Origin of the sequence: Citrobacter sp. RHBSTW-01044, from assembly GCF_013781945.1 — a bacterium.
Classification (GTDB): domain Bacteria; phylum Pseudomonadota; class Gammaproteobacteria; order Enterobacterales; family Enterobacteriaceae; genus Citrobacter; species Citrobacter braakii.
Window position 1 is genome coordinate 4646706 of sequence record NZ_CP056180.1, and the last position, 16735, is coordinate 4663440.

The 16735-nt window shown below is 51.4% G+C and carries 10 protein-coding genes, 6 tRNA genes, 3 rRNA genes, 1 pseudogene and 1 riboswitch; of the genes and pseudogenes, 3 read left to right on the plus strand and 17 right to left on the minus strand.

Features of this window, described 5'->3' with window-relative positions; all coding sequences use genetic code 11:
• Position 1 precedes the first annotated feature (1 nt).
• The 6 genes from secE to HV352_RS22210 form a co-directional block, all read right to left on the minus strand.
• Positions 2-385 (minus strand): preprotein translocase subunit SecE, encoded by a 384-nt coding sequence (gene secE, locus HV352_RS22185; RefSeq protein ID WP_003033128.1) that lies wholly within the window; start codon positions 383-385, stop codon positions 2-4.
• Between the two features lie 230 nt (positions 386-615).
• Entirely contained in the window at positions 616-1800 is a 1185-nt protein-coding gene (gene tuf, locus HV352_RS22190; protein ID WP_003031109.1) for an elongation factor Tu, read from the minus strand.
• 118 nt (positions 1801-1918) lie between these two features.
• Positions 1919-1994 (minus strand) — tRNA-Thr (locus HV352_RS22195).
• A 5-nt stretch (positions 1995-1999) separates the two neighbouring features.
• Positions 2000-2074, minus strand: a tRNA-Gly gene (locus HV352_RS22200).
• A 114-nt stretch (positions 2075-2188) separates the two neighbouring features.
• Positions 2189-2273, minus strand: a tRNA-Tyr gene (locus HV352_RS22205).
• 8 nt (positions 2274-2281) lie between these two features.
• Positions 2282-2357, minus strand: a tRNA-Thr gene (locus HV352_RS22210).
• A 19-nt stretch (positions 2358-2376) separates the two neighbouring features.
• Between HV352_RS22210 and HV352_RS23785 the strand changes: the two are divergent.
• Positions 2377-2445: pseudogene (locus tag HV352_RS23785) on the plus strand (hypothetical protein); the annotation flags it as partial.
• A gap of 301 nt (positions 2446-2746) precedes the next feature.
• Positions 2747-3697, plus strand: a complete 951-nt coding sequence (gene coaA, locus HV352_RS22215; RefSeq protein WP_003031107.1) for a type I pantothenate kinase — start codon at positions 2747-2749, stop codon at positions 3695-3697.
• Between the two features lie 33 nt (positions 3698-3730).
• Here the strand turns inward: coaA and birA are convergent, their stop codons facing one another.
• From birA to btuB, 9 genes are all read right to left on the minus strand, one after another.
• The gene (gene birA, locus HV352_RS22220; protein WP_047498825.1) at positions 3731-4693 is read right to left on the minus strand and encodes a bifunctional biotin--[acetyl-CoA-carboxylase] ligase/biotin operon repressor BirA; all 963 of its coding nucleotides are present in this window, start codon (positions 4691-4693) and stop codon (positions 3731-3733) included.
• Positions 4690-5718: a UDP-N-acetylmuramate dehydrogenase gene (gene murB, locus HV352_RS22225; protein ID WP_049271936.1), complete on the minus strand. Its 1029-nt coding sequence runs from the start codon at positions 5716-5718 to the stop codon at positions 4690-4692. The genes birA and murB overlap by 4 nt, the downstream gene beginning before the upstream one ends.
• A gap of 251 nt (positions 5719-5969) precedes the next feature.
• Positions 5970-6085, minus strand: a 5S ribosomal RNA gene (gene rrf, locus HV352_RS22230).
• A gap of 96 nt (positions 6086-6181) precedes the next feature.
• Positions 6182-9088, minus strand: a 23S ribosomal RNA gene (locus tag HV352_RS22235).
• Between the two features lie 208 nt (positions 9089-9296).
• Positions 9297-9372: transfer RNA gene (locus HV352_RS22240), tRNA-Ala, on the minus strand.
• 108 nt (positions 9373-9480) lie between these two features.
• A tRNA-Ile gene (locus HV352_RS22245) sits at positions 9481-9557 on the minus strand.
• A gap of 71 nt (positions 9558-9628) precedes the next feature.
• Positions 9629-11170 (minus strand): 16S ribosomal RNA (locus HV352_RS22250).
• The 16S, 23S and 5S rRNA genes sit together here with 2 tRNA genes alongside, the layout of an rRNA operon.
• Before the next feature lie 375 nt (positions 11171-11545).
• Complete coding sequence (murI, locus tag HV352_RS22255; RefSeq protein ID WP_016157938.1) at positions 11546-12397, minus strand: glutamate racemase; 852 nt, start codon at positions 12395-12397, stop codon at positions 11546-11548.
• Positions 12342-14180: a TonB-dependent vitamin B12 receptor BtuB gene (btuB, locus tag HV352_RS22260; RefSeq protein ID WP_016157937.1), complete on the minus strand. Its 1839-nt coding sequence runs from the start codon at positions 14178-14180 to the stop codon at positions 12342-12344. The genes murI and btuB overlap by 56 nt, the downstream gene beginning before the upstream one ends.
• A 64-nt stretch (positions 14181-14244) precedes the next feature.
• A riboswitch (cobalamin riboswitch) is annotated at positions 14245-14432 on the minus strand.
• A gap of 115 nt (positions 14433-14547) precedes the next feature.
• Here btuB and trmA point away from each other — a divergent pair.
• Positions 14548-15648: a tRNA (uridine(54)-C5)-methyltransferase TrmA gene (gene trmA, locus HV352_RS22265; protein WP_019077891.1), complete on the plus strand. Its 1101-nt coding sequence runs from the start codon at positions 14548-14550 to the stop codon at positions 15646-15648.
• Positions 15649-15693: 45 nt separating this feature from the next.
• Here trmA and HV352_RS22270 read toward each other — a convergent pair whose 3' ends face one another.
• Both HV352_RS22270 and fabR read right to left on the minus strand, forming a co-directional pair.
• Positions 15694-16053, minus strand: a complete 360-nt coding sequence (locus HV352_RS22270; RefSeq protein WP_016155292.1) for a YijD family membrane protein — start codon at positions 16051-16053, stop codon at positions 15694-15696.
• A 15-nt stretch (positions 16054-16068) separates the two neighbouring features.
• The gene (gene fabR, locus HV352_RS22275) at positions 16069-16704 is read right to left on the minus strand and encodes an HTH-type transcriptional repressor FabR (protein WP_003028862.1); all 636 of its coding nucleotides are present in this window, start codon (positions 16702-16704) and stop codon (positions 16069-16071) included.
• Between the last annotated feature and the right edge of the window lie 31 nt (positions 16705-16735).

Below are 16735 nucleotides of genomic sequence, written 5' to 3' on the forward strand. Positions count from 1 at the left end.
CTTAGAACCTCAGGCCAGTGATAAAGGATACCAGGCGAACCAGAATACCATCCAGTCCCCACAGGATCAGTGACATTACTGCGGTAACCGCAGCCACAATTAATGTGGTGTGCAATGTTTCCTGGCGAGTTGGCCAAATGACCTTACGGACTTCGGTTCTCGCTTCACGGGCAAAAGCAACGGTCGCTTTACCTTTTGTTGTCAACAGCGCGACACCACCCGCTGCGGCAATCAGAATCACTACGGCCAGCGCACGCAGCGGCAGCATCATGTCACGATAGAGGTAGTTGCCAACGATAGCTACAAGCAGCAATACAGCGACAACAACCCACTTCATCGCTTCCAGGCCGCGCCCGCTTCCTTGAGCTTCGGTATTCGCACTCATAAACCAACCTGTCAGAAGTATTCTACAAACATTTTCACCCCGCGTAAGCGAGGCGATCCAAACCGAAATGCTCTGGTGCGTTTCGGACTAAACGCCCTCTTCAGAGCCTGTCTCAGCAATGATTATGACAAATAAAATCACTGATGAGCCAGGTTCTGGTGTGAAAGCGTGCAAAAAGGGCATCAAATGATGCCCTTTTATTGCGCATTGCGTCAAATGTTATTCGGCAATTAGCTCATTACTTTGGCAACAACGCCCGCACCAACAGTACGGCCGCCTTCACGGATTGCGAAACGCAGACCGTCGTCCATCGCGATTGGGTGGATCAGGGTAACAACCATTTTGATGTTGTCGCCCGGCATTACCATCTCAACGCCTTCCGGCAGTTCGATGGTACCAGTCACGTCAGTAGTACGGAAGTAGAACTGCGGACGGTAGCCTTTGAAGAACGGAGTATGACGGCCGCCTTCGTCTTTGGACAGAATGTACACTTCAGATTCGAACTTGGTGTGCGGCTTGATAGAGCCCGGCTTAGCCAGTACCTGACCACGTTCGATTTCTTCACGTTTGATACCACGCAGCAGAACACCAACGTTCTCACCAGCACGGCCTTCGTCCAGCAGTTTGCGGAACATTTCAACGCCAGTACAGGTAGACTTAGCAGTCTCTTTGATACCAACGATTTCAACTTCTTCACCAACTTTGATGATACCGCGCTCTACACGACCGGTAACAACGGTACCACGACCGGAGATGGAGAATACGTCTTCGATAGGCAGCAGGAACGGCTTGTCAATCGCACGCTCTGGTTCCGGGATGTAAGAATCCAGGAAGCCAGCCAGTTCGATGATTTTCGCTTCCCACTCTGCTTCGCCTTCCAGCGCTTTCAGAGCAGAACCACGAACGATTGGAGTGTCGTCGCCCGGGAAATCGTACTGAGACAGAAGTTCACGAACTTCCATTTCTACCAGTTCCAGCAGCTCTTCGTCATCAACCATGTCGCATTTGTTCAGGAACACGATGATGTACGGAACGCCTACCTGACGACCCAGCAGGATGTGCTCACGAGTCTGCGGCATCGGGCCGTCAGTCGCAGCAACAACCAGGATCGCGCCGTCCATCTGCGCAGCACCGGTGATCATGTTTTTAACATAGTCGGCGTGGCCCGGGCAGTCTACGTGTGCGTAGTGGCGAGTCGGGGTGTCATATTCAACGTGAGAAGTGTTGATGGTGATACCACGAGCTTTTTCTTCCGGCGCGTTATCGATCTGGTCGAATGCACGAGCAGCACCGCCGTAGGTTTTAGCCAGTACGGTAGTGATTGCAGCGGTCAGCGTTGTTTTACCATGGTCAACGTGGCCGATAGTACCGACGTTAACGTGCGGTTTTGTACGTTCAAATTTTTCTTTAGACATCGATTGTCCCTCTAAGACACGGATAAATCGGTGATATCACCACATCAACCAGGCCATATGCCTGAGCTGTTGAATGCTTTTAAAAGTAAACAGAGAGAAACGGGAAGGAGAAGTGAAGTGGTGCTGATACCCAGAGTCGAACTGGGGACCTCACCCTTACCAAGGGTGCGCTCTACCAACTGAGCCATATCAGCACGTCTGGAGCGGGCAGCGGGAATCGAACCCGCATCATCAGCTTGGAAGGCTGAGGTAATAGCCATTATACGATGCCCGCATCCTGAAACTCGGCTACCCAGTTCTTTCTGTAATAAAAAAGAGATTTCTCTCTTTTTTATTCGAGCTGATTAATTTTTTAACCAACTCAGGCGGCGATAACGCTGCCAGAAAGTGGTGGTGGGGGAAGGATTCGAACCTTCGAAGTCTGTGACGGCAGATTTACAGTCTGCTCCCTTTGGCCGCTCGGGAACCCCACCGGACTTGATGGTGCCGACTACCGGAATCGAACTGGTGACCTACTGATTACAAGTCAGTTGCTCTACCTACTGAGCTAAGTCGGCATCAAGTAGCGCGCATTTTATGGAGACATGCGCACTCATGCAACTAAAAAATTGCATAAAATGTTCTATCGCTCACATTTTGCGCTATACGACCGATAAATAATCTATTTCTTCTTCGAATTGAACAAATTTCCAACGTCAGCCGCGCTCCCAGAAGGCATTTTGCTCCAGCATGCCGTTATCAATAGAGAGAAAGTGCATCTTTATACATCTGGAATAGCCGTCACATTGCGTTTCAGGGGACGATTTTTTCTTATTATTCCCTCCCATCTGGTGTTACCCTCCTGCCCATTGTCCAAATTAACTGAAATGTGCGTGCCATTGCGTACCGGGGATGATTTCGTTTTTTACCGCAGACCTGATATAGCAATGACAGCCAGACCATGCGTATGAGTATAAAAGAGCAAGCGTTAACGTCGCCTTACCTACAGTTTGATCGCAACCAGTGGGCTGCGCTTCGTGATTCCGTGCCGATGACTCTGACCGAGGAAGAGATTGCTCGTCTGAAAGGCATTAACGAAGACTTATCGCTGGAAGAAGTTGCTGAGATTTATTTACCATTATCGCGTTTGCTAAATTTTTACATCAGTTCGAACCTGCGGCGTCAGGCTGTGCTGGAGCAATTTTTAGGCACCAACGGCGAGCGTATTCCTTATATTATTAGCATTGCTGGCAGCGTCGCCGTCGGCAAAAGTACGACTGCACGTGTGTTGCAAGCGTTACTGAGTCGCTGGCCCGAGCATCGTAAGGTTGAGCTGATCACTACTGACGGTTTTCTTCATCCTAACCAGGTGTTGAAAGATCGTGGGCTCATGAAGAAGAAAGGCTTTCCTCAGTCCTATGATATGCACCGTCTGGTTAAATTCGTTTCCGATCTAAAGTCTGGCGTCCCCAACGTTACGGCACCGGTCTATTCTCATCTGATTTATGATGTGATCCCTGATGGCGACAAAACCGTTGCCCAGCCCGACATATTAATCCTCGAAGGGCTCAATGTATTACAAAGCGGGATGGACTATCCTCACGATCCACATCATGTATTTGTTTCTGACTTTGTCGACTTTTCTATTTATGTGGATGCGCCAGAAGAATTACTCCAGACGTGGTATATCAACCGCTTCCTGAAATTCCGCGAAGGGGCATTTACCAACCCAGACTCTTATTTCCATAACTATGCGAAATTGTCGGAAGACGAGGCAATCAACACGGCCACATCGCTGTGGAAAGAAATCAACTGGTTGAATTTAAAACAGAATATTTTACCAACGCGTGAGCGAGCCAGCTTAATCATGACGAAAAGCGCTAATCATGCCGTTGAGCAAGTCAGATTACGAAAATAAAAAAATAAAGGGGAGCCATAGCTCCCCTTCTTATTATTCAGCGCTTCTAAGCGATATTTCCCCACCCATCCAGGGTTTTATCACGCCATTTTGTTCGAGTAGCAATGCACCTTGCGCATCTATTCCACGAGATACGCCAAATATTTCTTTATCACCAATAATGAGTTTAACAGGGCGGTCGATAAAGTTATCCAGCGCCCTCCAGCGGGACAAATACGGCGCCAGGCCCTCATGCTCAAACAGTACCAGGGCAGCGCGCAGCTCGCGGATAAGTCGGGCAGCCAGAGTATTGCGGTCAATGGTAATACCCGCTTCCTGCAGATTAATCCAGCCTTGATTAACCACATTCTCCTCAACCCGACGCATGGACATGTTTATACCCGCCCCAATAACAATCTGTGCGGCATCGCCCGTTTTTCCGGTGAGTTCAACCAGGATCCCTGCCAGTTTACGGTCGAGCAAATAGAGGTCGTTGGGCCATTTAACACGCACTTTATCCGCGCCCAGATCGCGTAAAACCTCAGCCATGACAATACCAATCACCAAGCTCAGGCCAATCGCGGCTGCCGGTCCTTGTTCCAGTCGCCAGAACATTGAAAGGTACAGATTGGCGCCAAAGGGAGAGAACCATTTACGTCCACGACGACCACGACCGGCCTGCTGATACTCAGCTACGCAGGCATCCCCTGACTCCAGTTGACCAATTCGATCCATAAGGTACTGATTGGTTGAGTCGATAACCGGCAGGACCGTTATATTCCCGCCATCCAGCTGAGAATAAATAAGTGATGAATCTAATAGCTGGATAGGTTCAGGTAAGCTGTATCCTTTACCAGGGACAGTAAATACATCAACACCCCAGTCACGTAGCGTCTGGACATGTTTATTGATTGCCGCACGGCTCATTCCCAGCTTTTCACCGAGTTGCTCACCAGAGTGAAATTCGCCATCGGCTAATAATGAAATAAGCGTCAGGGGGACGGTATTATCCTTCATGCAACGATCTCCACGGCATTCACTTCACCCAGTGGGCCAATAAACCGGACTTCCGGTTCAAGCCAGACATTGAATTTCTCACCGACTTTTTGGCGTACGTGATGCGCCAGTTGCACCACATCCTGACTCGTAGCATGGCCTGCATTGATCAGCACCAGTGCCTGCTGCTGATGTACCGCTGCGCCGCCAATGCGCATGCCTTTTAGCTGACATTGATCGATAAGCCAGCCAGCAGCCAGTTTCACAGAGCCATCAGCCTGCGGGTAATGAGGTGCAGTCGGGAATTTCGCCAGGAGCTCCTGCGCAATATCCGCGGTGACAACCGGGTTTTTAAAGAAACTCCCCGCATTCCCGTTTACTTTTGGATCGGGCAGTTTTGTGGTGCGCATATGGCAAACAGAATCAAAAACCTGCCGAGGCGTTACCGTGGCAGGATCAAGACGCGTCAGGTCACCGTATGTGAGAACGGGTTGCCACTGTTTAGGTAAGCGCAGACCAACAGCTACAATCGCAAAACGATCCTGATACTCATGTTTGAAGATACTGTCACGGTAACCAAATCGGCATTCTGCGGCGCTAACGCGCAGATGTTTGCCGGTCGAAAGCTCTACGCAGTCCACGTATTCACAGACGCGCCGCAGTTCTACGCCATAGGCACCAATATTCTGGATCGGCGATGAACCCACGCAGCCGGGGATCAGCGCCAGATTTTCCAGTCCGGGCATGCTTTGCTGCAGCGTATGCTCTACCAGATGATGCCAGTTTTCACCAGCGCCTACGTGCAAATGCCACGCATCAGGTTGTTCTGTAATCGCTATTCCCTTGATACGGTTGACGATCACCGTTCCATGGAAGGCATCAAGAAACAGGACGTTACTCCCTTCGCCCAGGATTAGCACTGGATGATGTGATGCATTGGCTGATTGCCAGGCATTTAGTAGTTGTTGCTCATTTTCGGCACAGACAAGCACATTAGCTTGTTGATCGATACCGAAGGTGTTCCAGGCTTTAAGGGAGTGATTCATAGACGCTTTCCTGATGCAAAATCGCACTTAGTTTACCGTATATGCAGCGGGATGGCTTGTGTTATGGAAGCTTAGGATGTTGCTTTGCAACCGATGAGGCTGCAATCACAGTAAGAATAAGGTTTACAGGCACTGTATCCGGTAATAACAGACGCTGGCCGGATAAGGCGGCACGCCGCATCCGGCAGTTTTCACTCCCTTCAGACGCAAAAAAGCCCATCCGGCAGGATGGGCTTCTTCACTTATTTGATGCCTGGCAGTTCCCTACTCTCGCATGGGGAGACCCCACACTACCATCGGCGCTACGGCGTTTCACTTCTGAGTTCGGCATGGGGTCAGGTGGGACCACCGCGCTACAGCCGCCAGGCAAATTCTGTTTATCAACACGCTTTTCGCATGTCGATGTAATCTGTAATCAAGCTGAATTTCGATGTCTCTTTCGCCAAAACACCTTCGGCGTTGTAAGGTTAAGCCTCACGGTTCATTAGTATCGGTTAGCTCAACGTATCGCTACGCTTACACACCCGACCTATCAACGTCGTCGTCTTCAACGTTCCTTCAGGACCCTTAAAGGGTCAGGGAGAACTCATCTCGGGGCAAGTTTCGTGCTTAGATGCTTTCAGCACTTATCTCTTCCGCATTTAGCTACCGGGCAATGCCATTGGCATGACAACCCGAACACCAGTGATGCGTCCACTCCGGTCCTCTCGTACTAGGAGCAGCCCCCCTCAATTCTCCAGCGCCCACGGCAGATAGGGACCGAACTGTCTCACGACGTTCTAAACCCAGCTCGCGTACCACTTTAAATGGCGAACAGCCATACCCTTGGGACCTACTTCAGCCCCAGGATGTGATGAGCCGACATCGAGGTGCCAAACACCGCCGTCGATATGAACTCTTGGGCGGTATCAGCCTGTTATCCCCGGAGTACCTTTTATCCGTTGAGCGATGGCCCTTCCATTCAGAACCACCGGATCACTAAGACCTGCTTTCGCACCTGCTCGAGCCGTCACTCTCGCAGTCAAGCTAGCTTATGCCTTTGCACTAACCTCCTGATGTCCGACCAGGATTAGCTAACCTTCGTGCTCCTCCGTTACTCTTTAGGAGGAGACCGCCCCAGTCAAACTACCCACCAGACACTGTCCGCAACCCGGATCACGGGTCTACGTTAGAACACCAGCCATTAAAGGGTGGTATTTCAAGGTTGGCTCCATGCAGACTGGCGTCCACACTTCAAAGCCTCCCACCTATCCTACACATCAAGGACCAGTGTTCAGTGTCAAGCTATAGTAAAGGTTCACGGGGTCTTTCCGTCTTGCCGCGGGTACACTGCATCTTCACAGCGAGTTCAATTTCACTGAGTCTCGGGTGGAGACAGCCTGGCCATCATTACGCCATTCGTGCAGGTCGGAACTTACCCGACAAGGAATTTCGCTACCTTAGGACCGTTATAGTTACGGCCGCCGTTTACCGGGGCTTCGATCAAGAGCTTCTCCTTACGGATAACCCCATCAATTAACCTTCCGGCACCGGGCAGGCGTCACACCGTATACGTCCACTTTCGTGTTTGCACAGTGCTGTGTTTTTAATAAACAGTTGCAGCCAGCTGGTATCTTCGACTGATTTCAGCTCCATGAGTAAATCACTTCACCTACATATCAGCGTGCCTTCTCCCGAAGTTACGGCACCATTTTGCCTAGTTCCTTCACCCGAGTTCTCTCAAGCGCCTTGGTATTCTCTACCTGACCACCTGTGTCGGTTTGGGGTACGATTTCGTGTTACCTGATGCTTAGAGGCTTTTCCTGGAAGCAGGGCATTTGTTACTTCAGCACCGTAGTGCCTCGTCATCACACCTCAGCGTTAACAAGACTCCGGATTTACCTGGAATCTCCGCCTACATGCTTAAACCGGGACAACCGTCGCCCGGCTAACATAGCCTTCTCCGTCCCCCCTTCGCAGTAACACCAAGTACAGGAATATTAACCTGTTTCCCATCGACTACGCCTTTCGGCCTCGCCTTAGGGGTCGACTCACCCTGCCCCGATTAACGTTGGACAGGAACCCTTGGTCTTCCGGCGTGCGGGTTTTTCACCCGCATTATCGTTACTTATGTCAGCATTCGCACTTCTGATACCTCCAGCATGCCTCACAGCACACCTTCAACGGCTTACAGAACGCTCCCCTACCCAACAACACATAGTGTCGCTGCCGCAGCTTCGGTGCATGGTTTAGCCCCGTTACATCTTCCGCGCAGGCCGACTCGACCAGTGAGCTATTACGCTTTCTTTAAATGATGGCTGCTTCTAAGCCAACATCCTGGCTGTCTGTGCCTTCCCACATCGTTTCCCACTTAACCATGACTTTGGGACCTTAGCTGGCGGTCTGGGTTGTTTCCCTCTTCACGACGGACGTTAGCACCCGCCGTGTGTCTCCCGTGATAACATTCTTCGGTATTCGCAGTTTGCATCGGGTTGGTAAGTCGGGATGACCCCCTAGCCGAAACAGTGCTCTACCCCCGAAGATGAATTCACGAGGCGCTACCTAAATAGCTTTCGGGGAGAACCAGCTATCTCCCGGTTTGATTGGCCTTTCACCCCCAGCCACAAGTCATCCGCTAATTTTTCAACATTAGTCGGTTCGGTCCTCCAGTTAGTGTTACCCAACCTTCAACCTGCCCATGGCTAGATCACCGGGTTTCGGGTCTATACCCTGCAACTTAACGCCCAGTTAAGACTCGGTTTCCCTTCGGCTCCCCTATTCGGTTAACCTTGCTACAGAATATAAGTCGCTGACCCATTATACAAAAGGTACGCAGTCACCCCATAAAGAGGCTCCCACTGCTTGTACGTACACGGTTTCAGGTTCTTTTTCACTCCCCTCGCCGGGGTTCTTTTCGCCTTTCCCTCACGGTACTGGTTCACTATCGGTCAGTCAGGAGTATTTAGCCTTGGAGGATGGTCCCCCCATATTCAGACAGGATACCACGTGTCCCGCCCTACTCTTCGAGTTCACAACACATGCACTTTTGTGTACGGGACTATCACCCTGTACCGTCGGACTTTCCAGACCGTTCCACTACCACACATGCTGATTCAGACTCTGGGCTGCTCCCCGTTCGCTCGCCGCTACTGGGGGAATCTCGGTTGATTTCTTTTCCTCGGGGTACTTAGATGTTTCAGTTCCCCCGGTTCGCTTCATTACGCTATGTATTCACGTAATGATAGTGTGACGAATCACACTGGGTTTCCCCATTCGGAAATCGCCGGTTATAACGGTTCATATCACCTTACCGACGCTTATCGCAGATTAGCACGTCCTTCATCGCCTCTGACTGCCAGGGCATCCACCGTGTACGCTTAGTCGCTTAACCTCACAACCCGAAGATGTTTCGTAAAACACTTCAGTGTTGCGAAAATTTGAGAGACTCGAACACACCGCTTTTCATTTCTTGTTTACGGAGAAATGAAACAGTGTGTCGTTTCAATTTTCAGCTTGATCCAGATTTTTAAAGAGCAAAACTTCGCAGTGAACCTTTTCAGGTACACTCTGAAGTTTTCTTGTTTTTTTGCAGTAAGGGATGGTGGAGCTATGCGGGATCGAACCGCAGACCTCCTGCGTGCAAGGCAGGCGCTCTCCCAGCTGAGCTATAACCCCATCGTAAATGCTAATCTCTGTACCCTAATTCGTTTCCGGGCAAGGCGCGGTGGTGCGAAGCATACTGAAGTATGCGAGCATCGCCGTAACACAGCACGGAGGCGAATTTGGTAGGCCTGAGTGGACTTGAACCACCGACCTCACCCTTATCAGGGGTGCGCTCTAACCACCTGAGCTACAAGCCTGCAGAGATTTTCTTACTGCTAATTTTCATCAGACAATCTGTGTGAGCACTACAAAGAACGTTTCTTTAAGGTAAGGAGGTGATCCAACCGCAGGTTCCCCTACGGTTACCTTGTTACGACTTCACCCCAGTCATGAATCACAAAGTGGTAAGCGCCCTCCCGAAGGTTAAGCTACCTACTTCTTTTGCAACCCACTCCCATGGTGTGACGGGCGGTGTGTACAAGGCCCGGGAACGTATTCACCGTGGCATTCTGATCCACGATTACTAGCGATTCCGACTTCATGGAGTCGAGTTGCAGACTCCAATCCGGACTACGACATACTTTATGAGGTCCGCTTGCTCTCGCGAGGTCGCTTCTCTTTGTATATGCCATTGTAGCACGTGTGTAGCCCTACTCGTAAGGGCCATGATGACTTGACGTCATCCCCACCTTCCTCCAGTTTATCACTGGCAGTCTCCTTTGAGTTCCCGGCCGAACCGCTGGCAACAAAGGATAAGGGTTGCGCTCGTTGCGGGACTTAACCCAACATTTCACAACACGAGCTGACGACAGCCATGCAGCACCTGTCTCAGAGTTCCCGAAGGCACCAAAGCATCTCTGCTAAGTTCTCTGGATGTCAAGAGTAGGTAAGGTTCTTCGCGTTGCATCGAATTAAACCACATGCTCCACCGCTTGTGCGGGCCCCCGTCAATTCATTTGAGTTTTAACCTTGCGGCCGTACTCCCCAGGCGGTCGACTTAACGCGTTAGCTCCGGAAGCCACGCCTCAAGGGCACAACCTCCAAGTCGACATCGTTTACGGCGTGGACTACCAGGGTATCTAATCCTGTTTGCTCCCCACGCTTTCGCACCTGAGCGTCAGTCTTTGTCCAGGGGGCCGCCTTCGCCACCGGTATTCCTCCAGATCTCTACGCATTTCACCGCTACACCTGGAATTCTACCCCCCTCTACAAGACTCTAGCCTGCCAGTTTCGGATGCAGTTCCCAGGTTGAGCCCGGGGATTTCACATCCGACTTGACAGACCGCCTGCGTGCGCTTTACGCCCAGTAATTCCGATTAACGCTTGCACCCTCCGTATTACCGCGGCTGCTGGCACGGAGTTAGCCGGTGCTTCTTCTGCGAGTAACGTCAATTGCTGCGGTTATTAACCACAACACCTTCCTCCTCGCTGAAAGTACTTTACAACCCGAAGGCCTTCTTCATACACGCGGCATGGCTGCATCAGGCTTGCGCCCATTGTGCAATATTCCCCACTGCTGCCTCCCGTAGGAGTCTGGACCGTGTCTCAGTTCCAGTGTGGCTGGTCATCCTCTCAGACCAGCTAGGGATCGTCGCCTAGGTGAGCCGTTACCCCACCTACTAGCTAATCCCATCTGGGCACATCCGATGGCAAGAGGCCCGAAGGTCCCCCTCTTTGGTCTTGCGACGTTATGCGGTATTAGCTACCGTTTCCAGTAGTTATCCCCCTCCATCGGGCAGTTTCCCAGACATTACTCACCCGTCCGCCACTCGTCACCCAAGGAGCAAGCTCCTCTGTGCTACCGTTCGACTTGCATGTGTTAGGCCTGCCGCCAGCGTTCAATCTGAGCCATGATCAAACTCTTCAATTTAAGTTTGATGCTCGTGAATTAAACTTCGTAATGAATTACGTGTTCACTCAGAGACTTGGTATTCATTTTTCGTCTTGCGACGTTAAGAATCCGTATCTTCAAGTGCCCACACAGATTGTCTGATAAATTGTTAAAGAGCAGGTGCGACGCGCTTTAGCGCTCTGTCGCGAGGTCCCGTATATTACGTTTTCCTCATTCAGAGTCAAGCATTTATTTTTGCTTTTCTCTGCGAGATTCTCAGTGGAACCCCGCTGACCCGGCGGTTTGTAATCCGTTGTTCCGTGTCAGTGGAGGCGCATTATAGGGAGTTATTTCAGGCTGACAAGGAGAAATTTAAAATAATCTTCCGAGTGCTTATTTTTCCACCAAAACAGTCTAAACAGCCAGTTTTTCGAGCGTCTTAAAGCCATAACGCTGCAGCACGGGCAATAATTGTTCGGCTTCTGCCGTCATTGCCATGCAGAATGCGACATTCTCATCAGTTGATTTCGCGTCTGGCGCTTCATGTTCTAATAACCAGGCCGTACGACGCGCAATCGCGGCACCAGAATCCACCAGCCGCGTCCCCTCAGGCAGGACCTGTAAAAGTTCTTCCCGTAATAGAGGGAAATGGGTGCATCCGAGCACCACCGTGTCAGGTGGTTCCGACATCCGCAGCCAAGGGCGCAGGACACGACGCAGTTCTTCCAGAGAAACGGTTTCACCGTGCAGCTTCGCTTCCGCCAGTTCCACCAGTTCAGCGGAACCCAGCATCGCTATCTGACATTCGTTAGCAAACCGTGCAATCAACTCATGGGTATATGAACGCTTCACCGTTGCACGCGTAGCCAGCAGTCCCACCACACCATTCGCCGTGAGTCGCGCCGCCGGTTTAATAGCAGGCACCACGCCCACAACCGGAAAGGCAAATTTCTCACGTAATGCAGGGAGCGATACCGTGCTTGCTGTATTACACGCGATGACCGCAAGAGAGAGGGGATAGCGCTGCTGGACCGCAGTCACAATCTCAACAACACGTTCGACGATAAACTCCTCGCTCTTCTCTCCATAAGGAAAGGCGACGTTGTCGAAAGCGTATATATAGTGGAGATCCGGCAGAAGACGCCGGATCTCGTCATAGACCGACAACCCACCGACGCCGGAATCAAACACCAGCACGGTGGGACGCGGATCAGAAAGTGTAGCTGCCAGACAAGGTGTATTCCCGTCCTGCAGTTGCGTAGCCATAAACTGTCTCGTAATCTTTATCGAACAGGTTGGCGATTTTACCACGAACTGTCAGCTGTGAGGTGATTGGATATGACACGCCAAGATCCCACAGGCTAACCCCACCCATTTTTACCGGCTGGTAGGTTACGTAGTCAGTGTCATAACGCGTTCCCAGGTAATGATACGTCAGGCCCCAGTCAAAATCATAAACCTGCCAGTCGAGCTGGTACTTCACCTGGTTCTTAGAACGCCGTGCGAGCGGCTTGTCCGTAATCGCATTGCGCGAATCGACATAATCGTAGCTCAGCGTATGTGCCAACGGCCCGGTATCAAAGTTTGCGGTCGCTTCCACACCTTTAATACGAACTTTACCTTCGTTAAAGTATTTCTCGGTATGCGGGTCGTAATCGATCATGTCGTCAATATCATTACGATATCCGGATACACGCCAGTTCACGCCCGCCGTTAAGCCTTCAAACGCCCCTTCCCATTGCTTACTTTGCTCAGGATCCAGGTTCGAATTACCGTAATAACCATGCAACTGTCCGAGATTAGGCGCTTTGTAAGATGTACCGTAGGACGCAATAAAACGATAGCCTTCAAAAAACTCCCATCCGGCACTGGTTTGCCATGTGCCATGACGACCAAATTCGGAGTTATCATCACTGCGCGCCGCACCTTCAAAGGTAAAGTCGCCCAGTTGCTGCAACCCGGTCAGGTAGAGACCCGTATTACGCTGATCGTAACCGTCCGTGACATACCCGGTGCCAGGCGTCGTGGTTTGCTTTTGCCAGTCAACGCCTGCGCCTACGTTACCGTGACCAAGCACCATACTGTTGGACCACTGAACATTATATTGCTTCATATCATCCAGTGTGGCCGAGGAGTCATAGCGGCCATAATCCGGATCATAGTTGTAATCTTTACTATGGCTATAGCTGGAAACCAGTTGTGACTGGATAAGTTCGCCATTAAAGCGCAGCCCGGCATCCCAGCTTTGGCTATAGAGCTGACGGGTATCCACTAACGGCGTCCCAGGATAATAATACGCGTCATAATCTGTTCGGTTATCATAGCCGTAGCCGCGAACAAACCCGCTCCATGTATCGGAAAAGTTATGTTCCAGCGCGCCATACAGCGTCTTACTTAAGAAACCGTCTTTGTCGGGCTGAGCCTGAGAGCCAGTGCTACCGTATGCGACAACATCAAAACCTTTGGTATAGGCATAATCGCCCATTAGTGTGACGCGCGTATTTTCGCCAAGCTGTTGTTGGGTTGAGACATCGTAATTCTGATACCCATTGCTCCCCACACCGGCAGTGAGTTCCGTCCCCGGCTTTTCACGCGTAGTAATGATATTCACCACACCGCCAATCGCATCAGAACCATAAACCGCCGAACGCGGCCCACGAATGTATTCGATACGTTGCACTAACGAGACGGGGAACTGGCTAAGATCGGCTGCGCCGCTAACCCCTGCCAGGTTCAGACGCACGCCGTCAATCAACACCAGCACATGGCTGGCGTTGGTACCGCGAATAGAAATAGACGAATTTTGTCCCATACCACCGTATTGGGCGATATCCACGCCCGGCAGGCGACGAAGCACATCATTGACGGAAGTGGATTGCCAGCGATCGATATCCTGACGCGTAACAACGGTGATAGGGGCAAGTACAGCGCTACGAGGCTGCTGAAAACGGTTGGCAGTGACGACGAGAGTATCTGGGCTAGTGTCCTGCGCCCAACCCGAAAATGCTGTGACGGACAGTGCCGTGCACAGCAACGATTTTTTAATCATTGTAAAGCATCCACAATATAAGAAGGATGCCGCAGGTCCCACCGATAGTACGCGATGATGAAAACCAGATGCGACGTTAGCCGGCAGGTCTTCGGGCTTGGAGGCAACTTAAAGAGATGATGACTTCCCACGGCAAGCCGCAGTGTCTGCACCAGGTGCGCTCATCTCCTACCTTCCTTACCGCTGCGCGTCAGCTCCAGATTCACACTGGATTCCCTTTTAACTCACAGGACCGGAAAACGGATGCTACAGTTTGTTACAACCTGGTGTCCAGACCGTGCATCACAATATCGGAAATCATCAATGACTGGACATCTGTTGAGCAATCCCTACAATCCCCGCGTACTTTTATTTTTCAGGACGCATCATGACCCCCGAACACCTTCCGACAGAACAGTACGACGCCCAGTTAGCTGAAAAAGTAGTGCGTCTGCAGAGCTTAATGACGCCATTTTATGCACAGGCTCCGGAAGTGTTTCGCTCGCCGGTCAGCCACTACCGTATGCGCGCGGAATTTCGTCTGTGGCATGACGGGGATGATCTGTACCACATCATGTTCGACAGCCAGACCAAAAGCCGTATCCGCGTCGACAGTTTCCCGGCGGCCAGCGAGCTTATCAACACGCTGATGACGGCAATGATCGACGGTGTTCGCAACAACCACGTCCTGCGCCACAAACTGTTCCAGATTGATTACCTCACTACCCTGAGCGATCAGGCGGTGGTATCGATGCTGTACCATAAAAAGCTGGATGATGAATGGCGTCAGGAAGCTGAAGCGCTGCGGGATGCGTTACGGGCGCAAAACCTGAACGTGCATCTGATTGGCCGGGCAACCAAAACCAAAATCGAGCTGGACCAGGATTACATTGACGAACGCTTGCCGGTTGCGGGTAAAGAGATTATCTACCGCCAGGTTGAGAACAGCTTCACCCAGCCGAATGCCGCCATGAATATTCAGATGCTGGAATGGGCGATTGATGTCACCAGGGGATCAAAAGGCGACCTGCTTGAGCTGTACTGCGGCAATGGCAATTTCTCGTTAGCCCTCGCACAAAACTTCAACCGCGTGCTGGCCACTGAAATCGCTAAACCGTCCGTGGCTGCTGCGCAATACAACATTGCGGCTAACCATATTGATAACGTACAAATTATCCGCATGGCGGCCGAAGAGTTTACTCAGGCGATGAACGGGGTTCGTGAGTTCAACCGTTTGCAGGGAATCGATCTGAAGAGTTACCAGTGTGAAACCATTTTCGTTGACCCACCGCGCAGCGGTCTGGACAGCGAAACAGAGAAAATGGTGCAGGCGTACCCGCGAATTCTGTACATCTCCTGTAACCCGGAGACATTGTGTAAGAACCTGGAAACGTTAAGCCAGACGCACAATGTTTCACGCCTGGCTCTGTTCGATCAGTTCCCGTATACGCACCATATGGAGTGCGGAGTATTACTGACCGCCAAGTAAATGATGTCCTGGCCGGGGGCGCTTCGCTTGCCCGGCCTACAAATATTACTCCACGATTTCCTGTCTACGGTTACGCACTTTAAAGCCGATCCAGAACACCAGAATCACCGACAGAACCGCCGGGAAGAAGTTTGAGCCAATATCCGGATATTCAGCGCGTACCACAGTGCTGTACAACAGAACGCCGAGAATAAAACAGGCGGCGGCCAGGCCCGGTAACCCCACAGGCATGGTGCGGTTTTGATAGCGTTGATGCAGACAATAAACCGTCAGCACCAGCGAAATAATTGGGAAAACTGAGAATGGCACAATGGAGCTAAACAGCGCCGCAAATGTGCCATTGATCGATAAGCCAGCAACCAGCGCCAGCAGCAGCGTACCTTTATCTTGACCTGACTGTTTCATTGCTCGTCCTTCTCGTTACTCGGAGTGATGCGTCATCTTCTCTTGTTCACGGCGGTACCAATAAAATGCGCCCTTCGCGATCATGCGCAGTTGCAATACCAGCCGTTCTTCCAGTTGTCGACGCTGCTCGGCGCCAACATCCAGTGCTTCTGCCCCGGCGCTGAACACAATGGTGACCATGGCTTCGGCCTGCGCTTCAGTAAACGCACGAGGCATATGGTTTTCGAGTTCGAGATAGTCCGCAAGTTCCGCAATGAAGTGCTGAATTTCACGAGCGACCGCTGCGCGAAACGCTGCGGAGGTTCCCGAACGCTCGCGCAATAATAAACGGAAGGCGTTGGGATTGTTGCCGATGAACTCCATAAATGTTGAGACCGAGGTGCGGATCACACTCCCGCCCTTCGCGATACGCTGACGCGCCTGACGCATCAACTGACGCAGCATCAAACCACTCTCATCCACCATCGTCAGGCCGAGTTCATCCACATCGCGGAAATGGCGATAAAACGAGGTTGGCGCAATGCCCGCTTCACGAGCGACTTCGCGTAAACTGAGGCTGGCAAAACTACGCTCAGCGCTGAGTTGACTAAATGCGGCTTCTACCAGCGAACGCCGGGTTTTTTCTTTTTGTTGCGCTCTAACGCCCATCACGATGTCTGAATCCTTCCACATACCTTGCTGG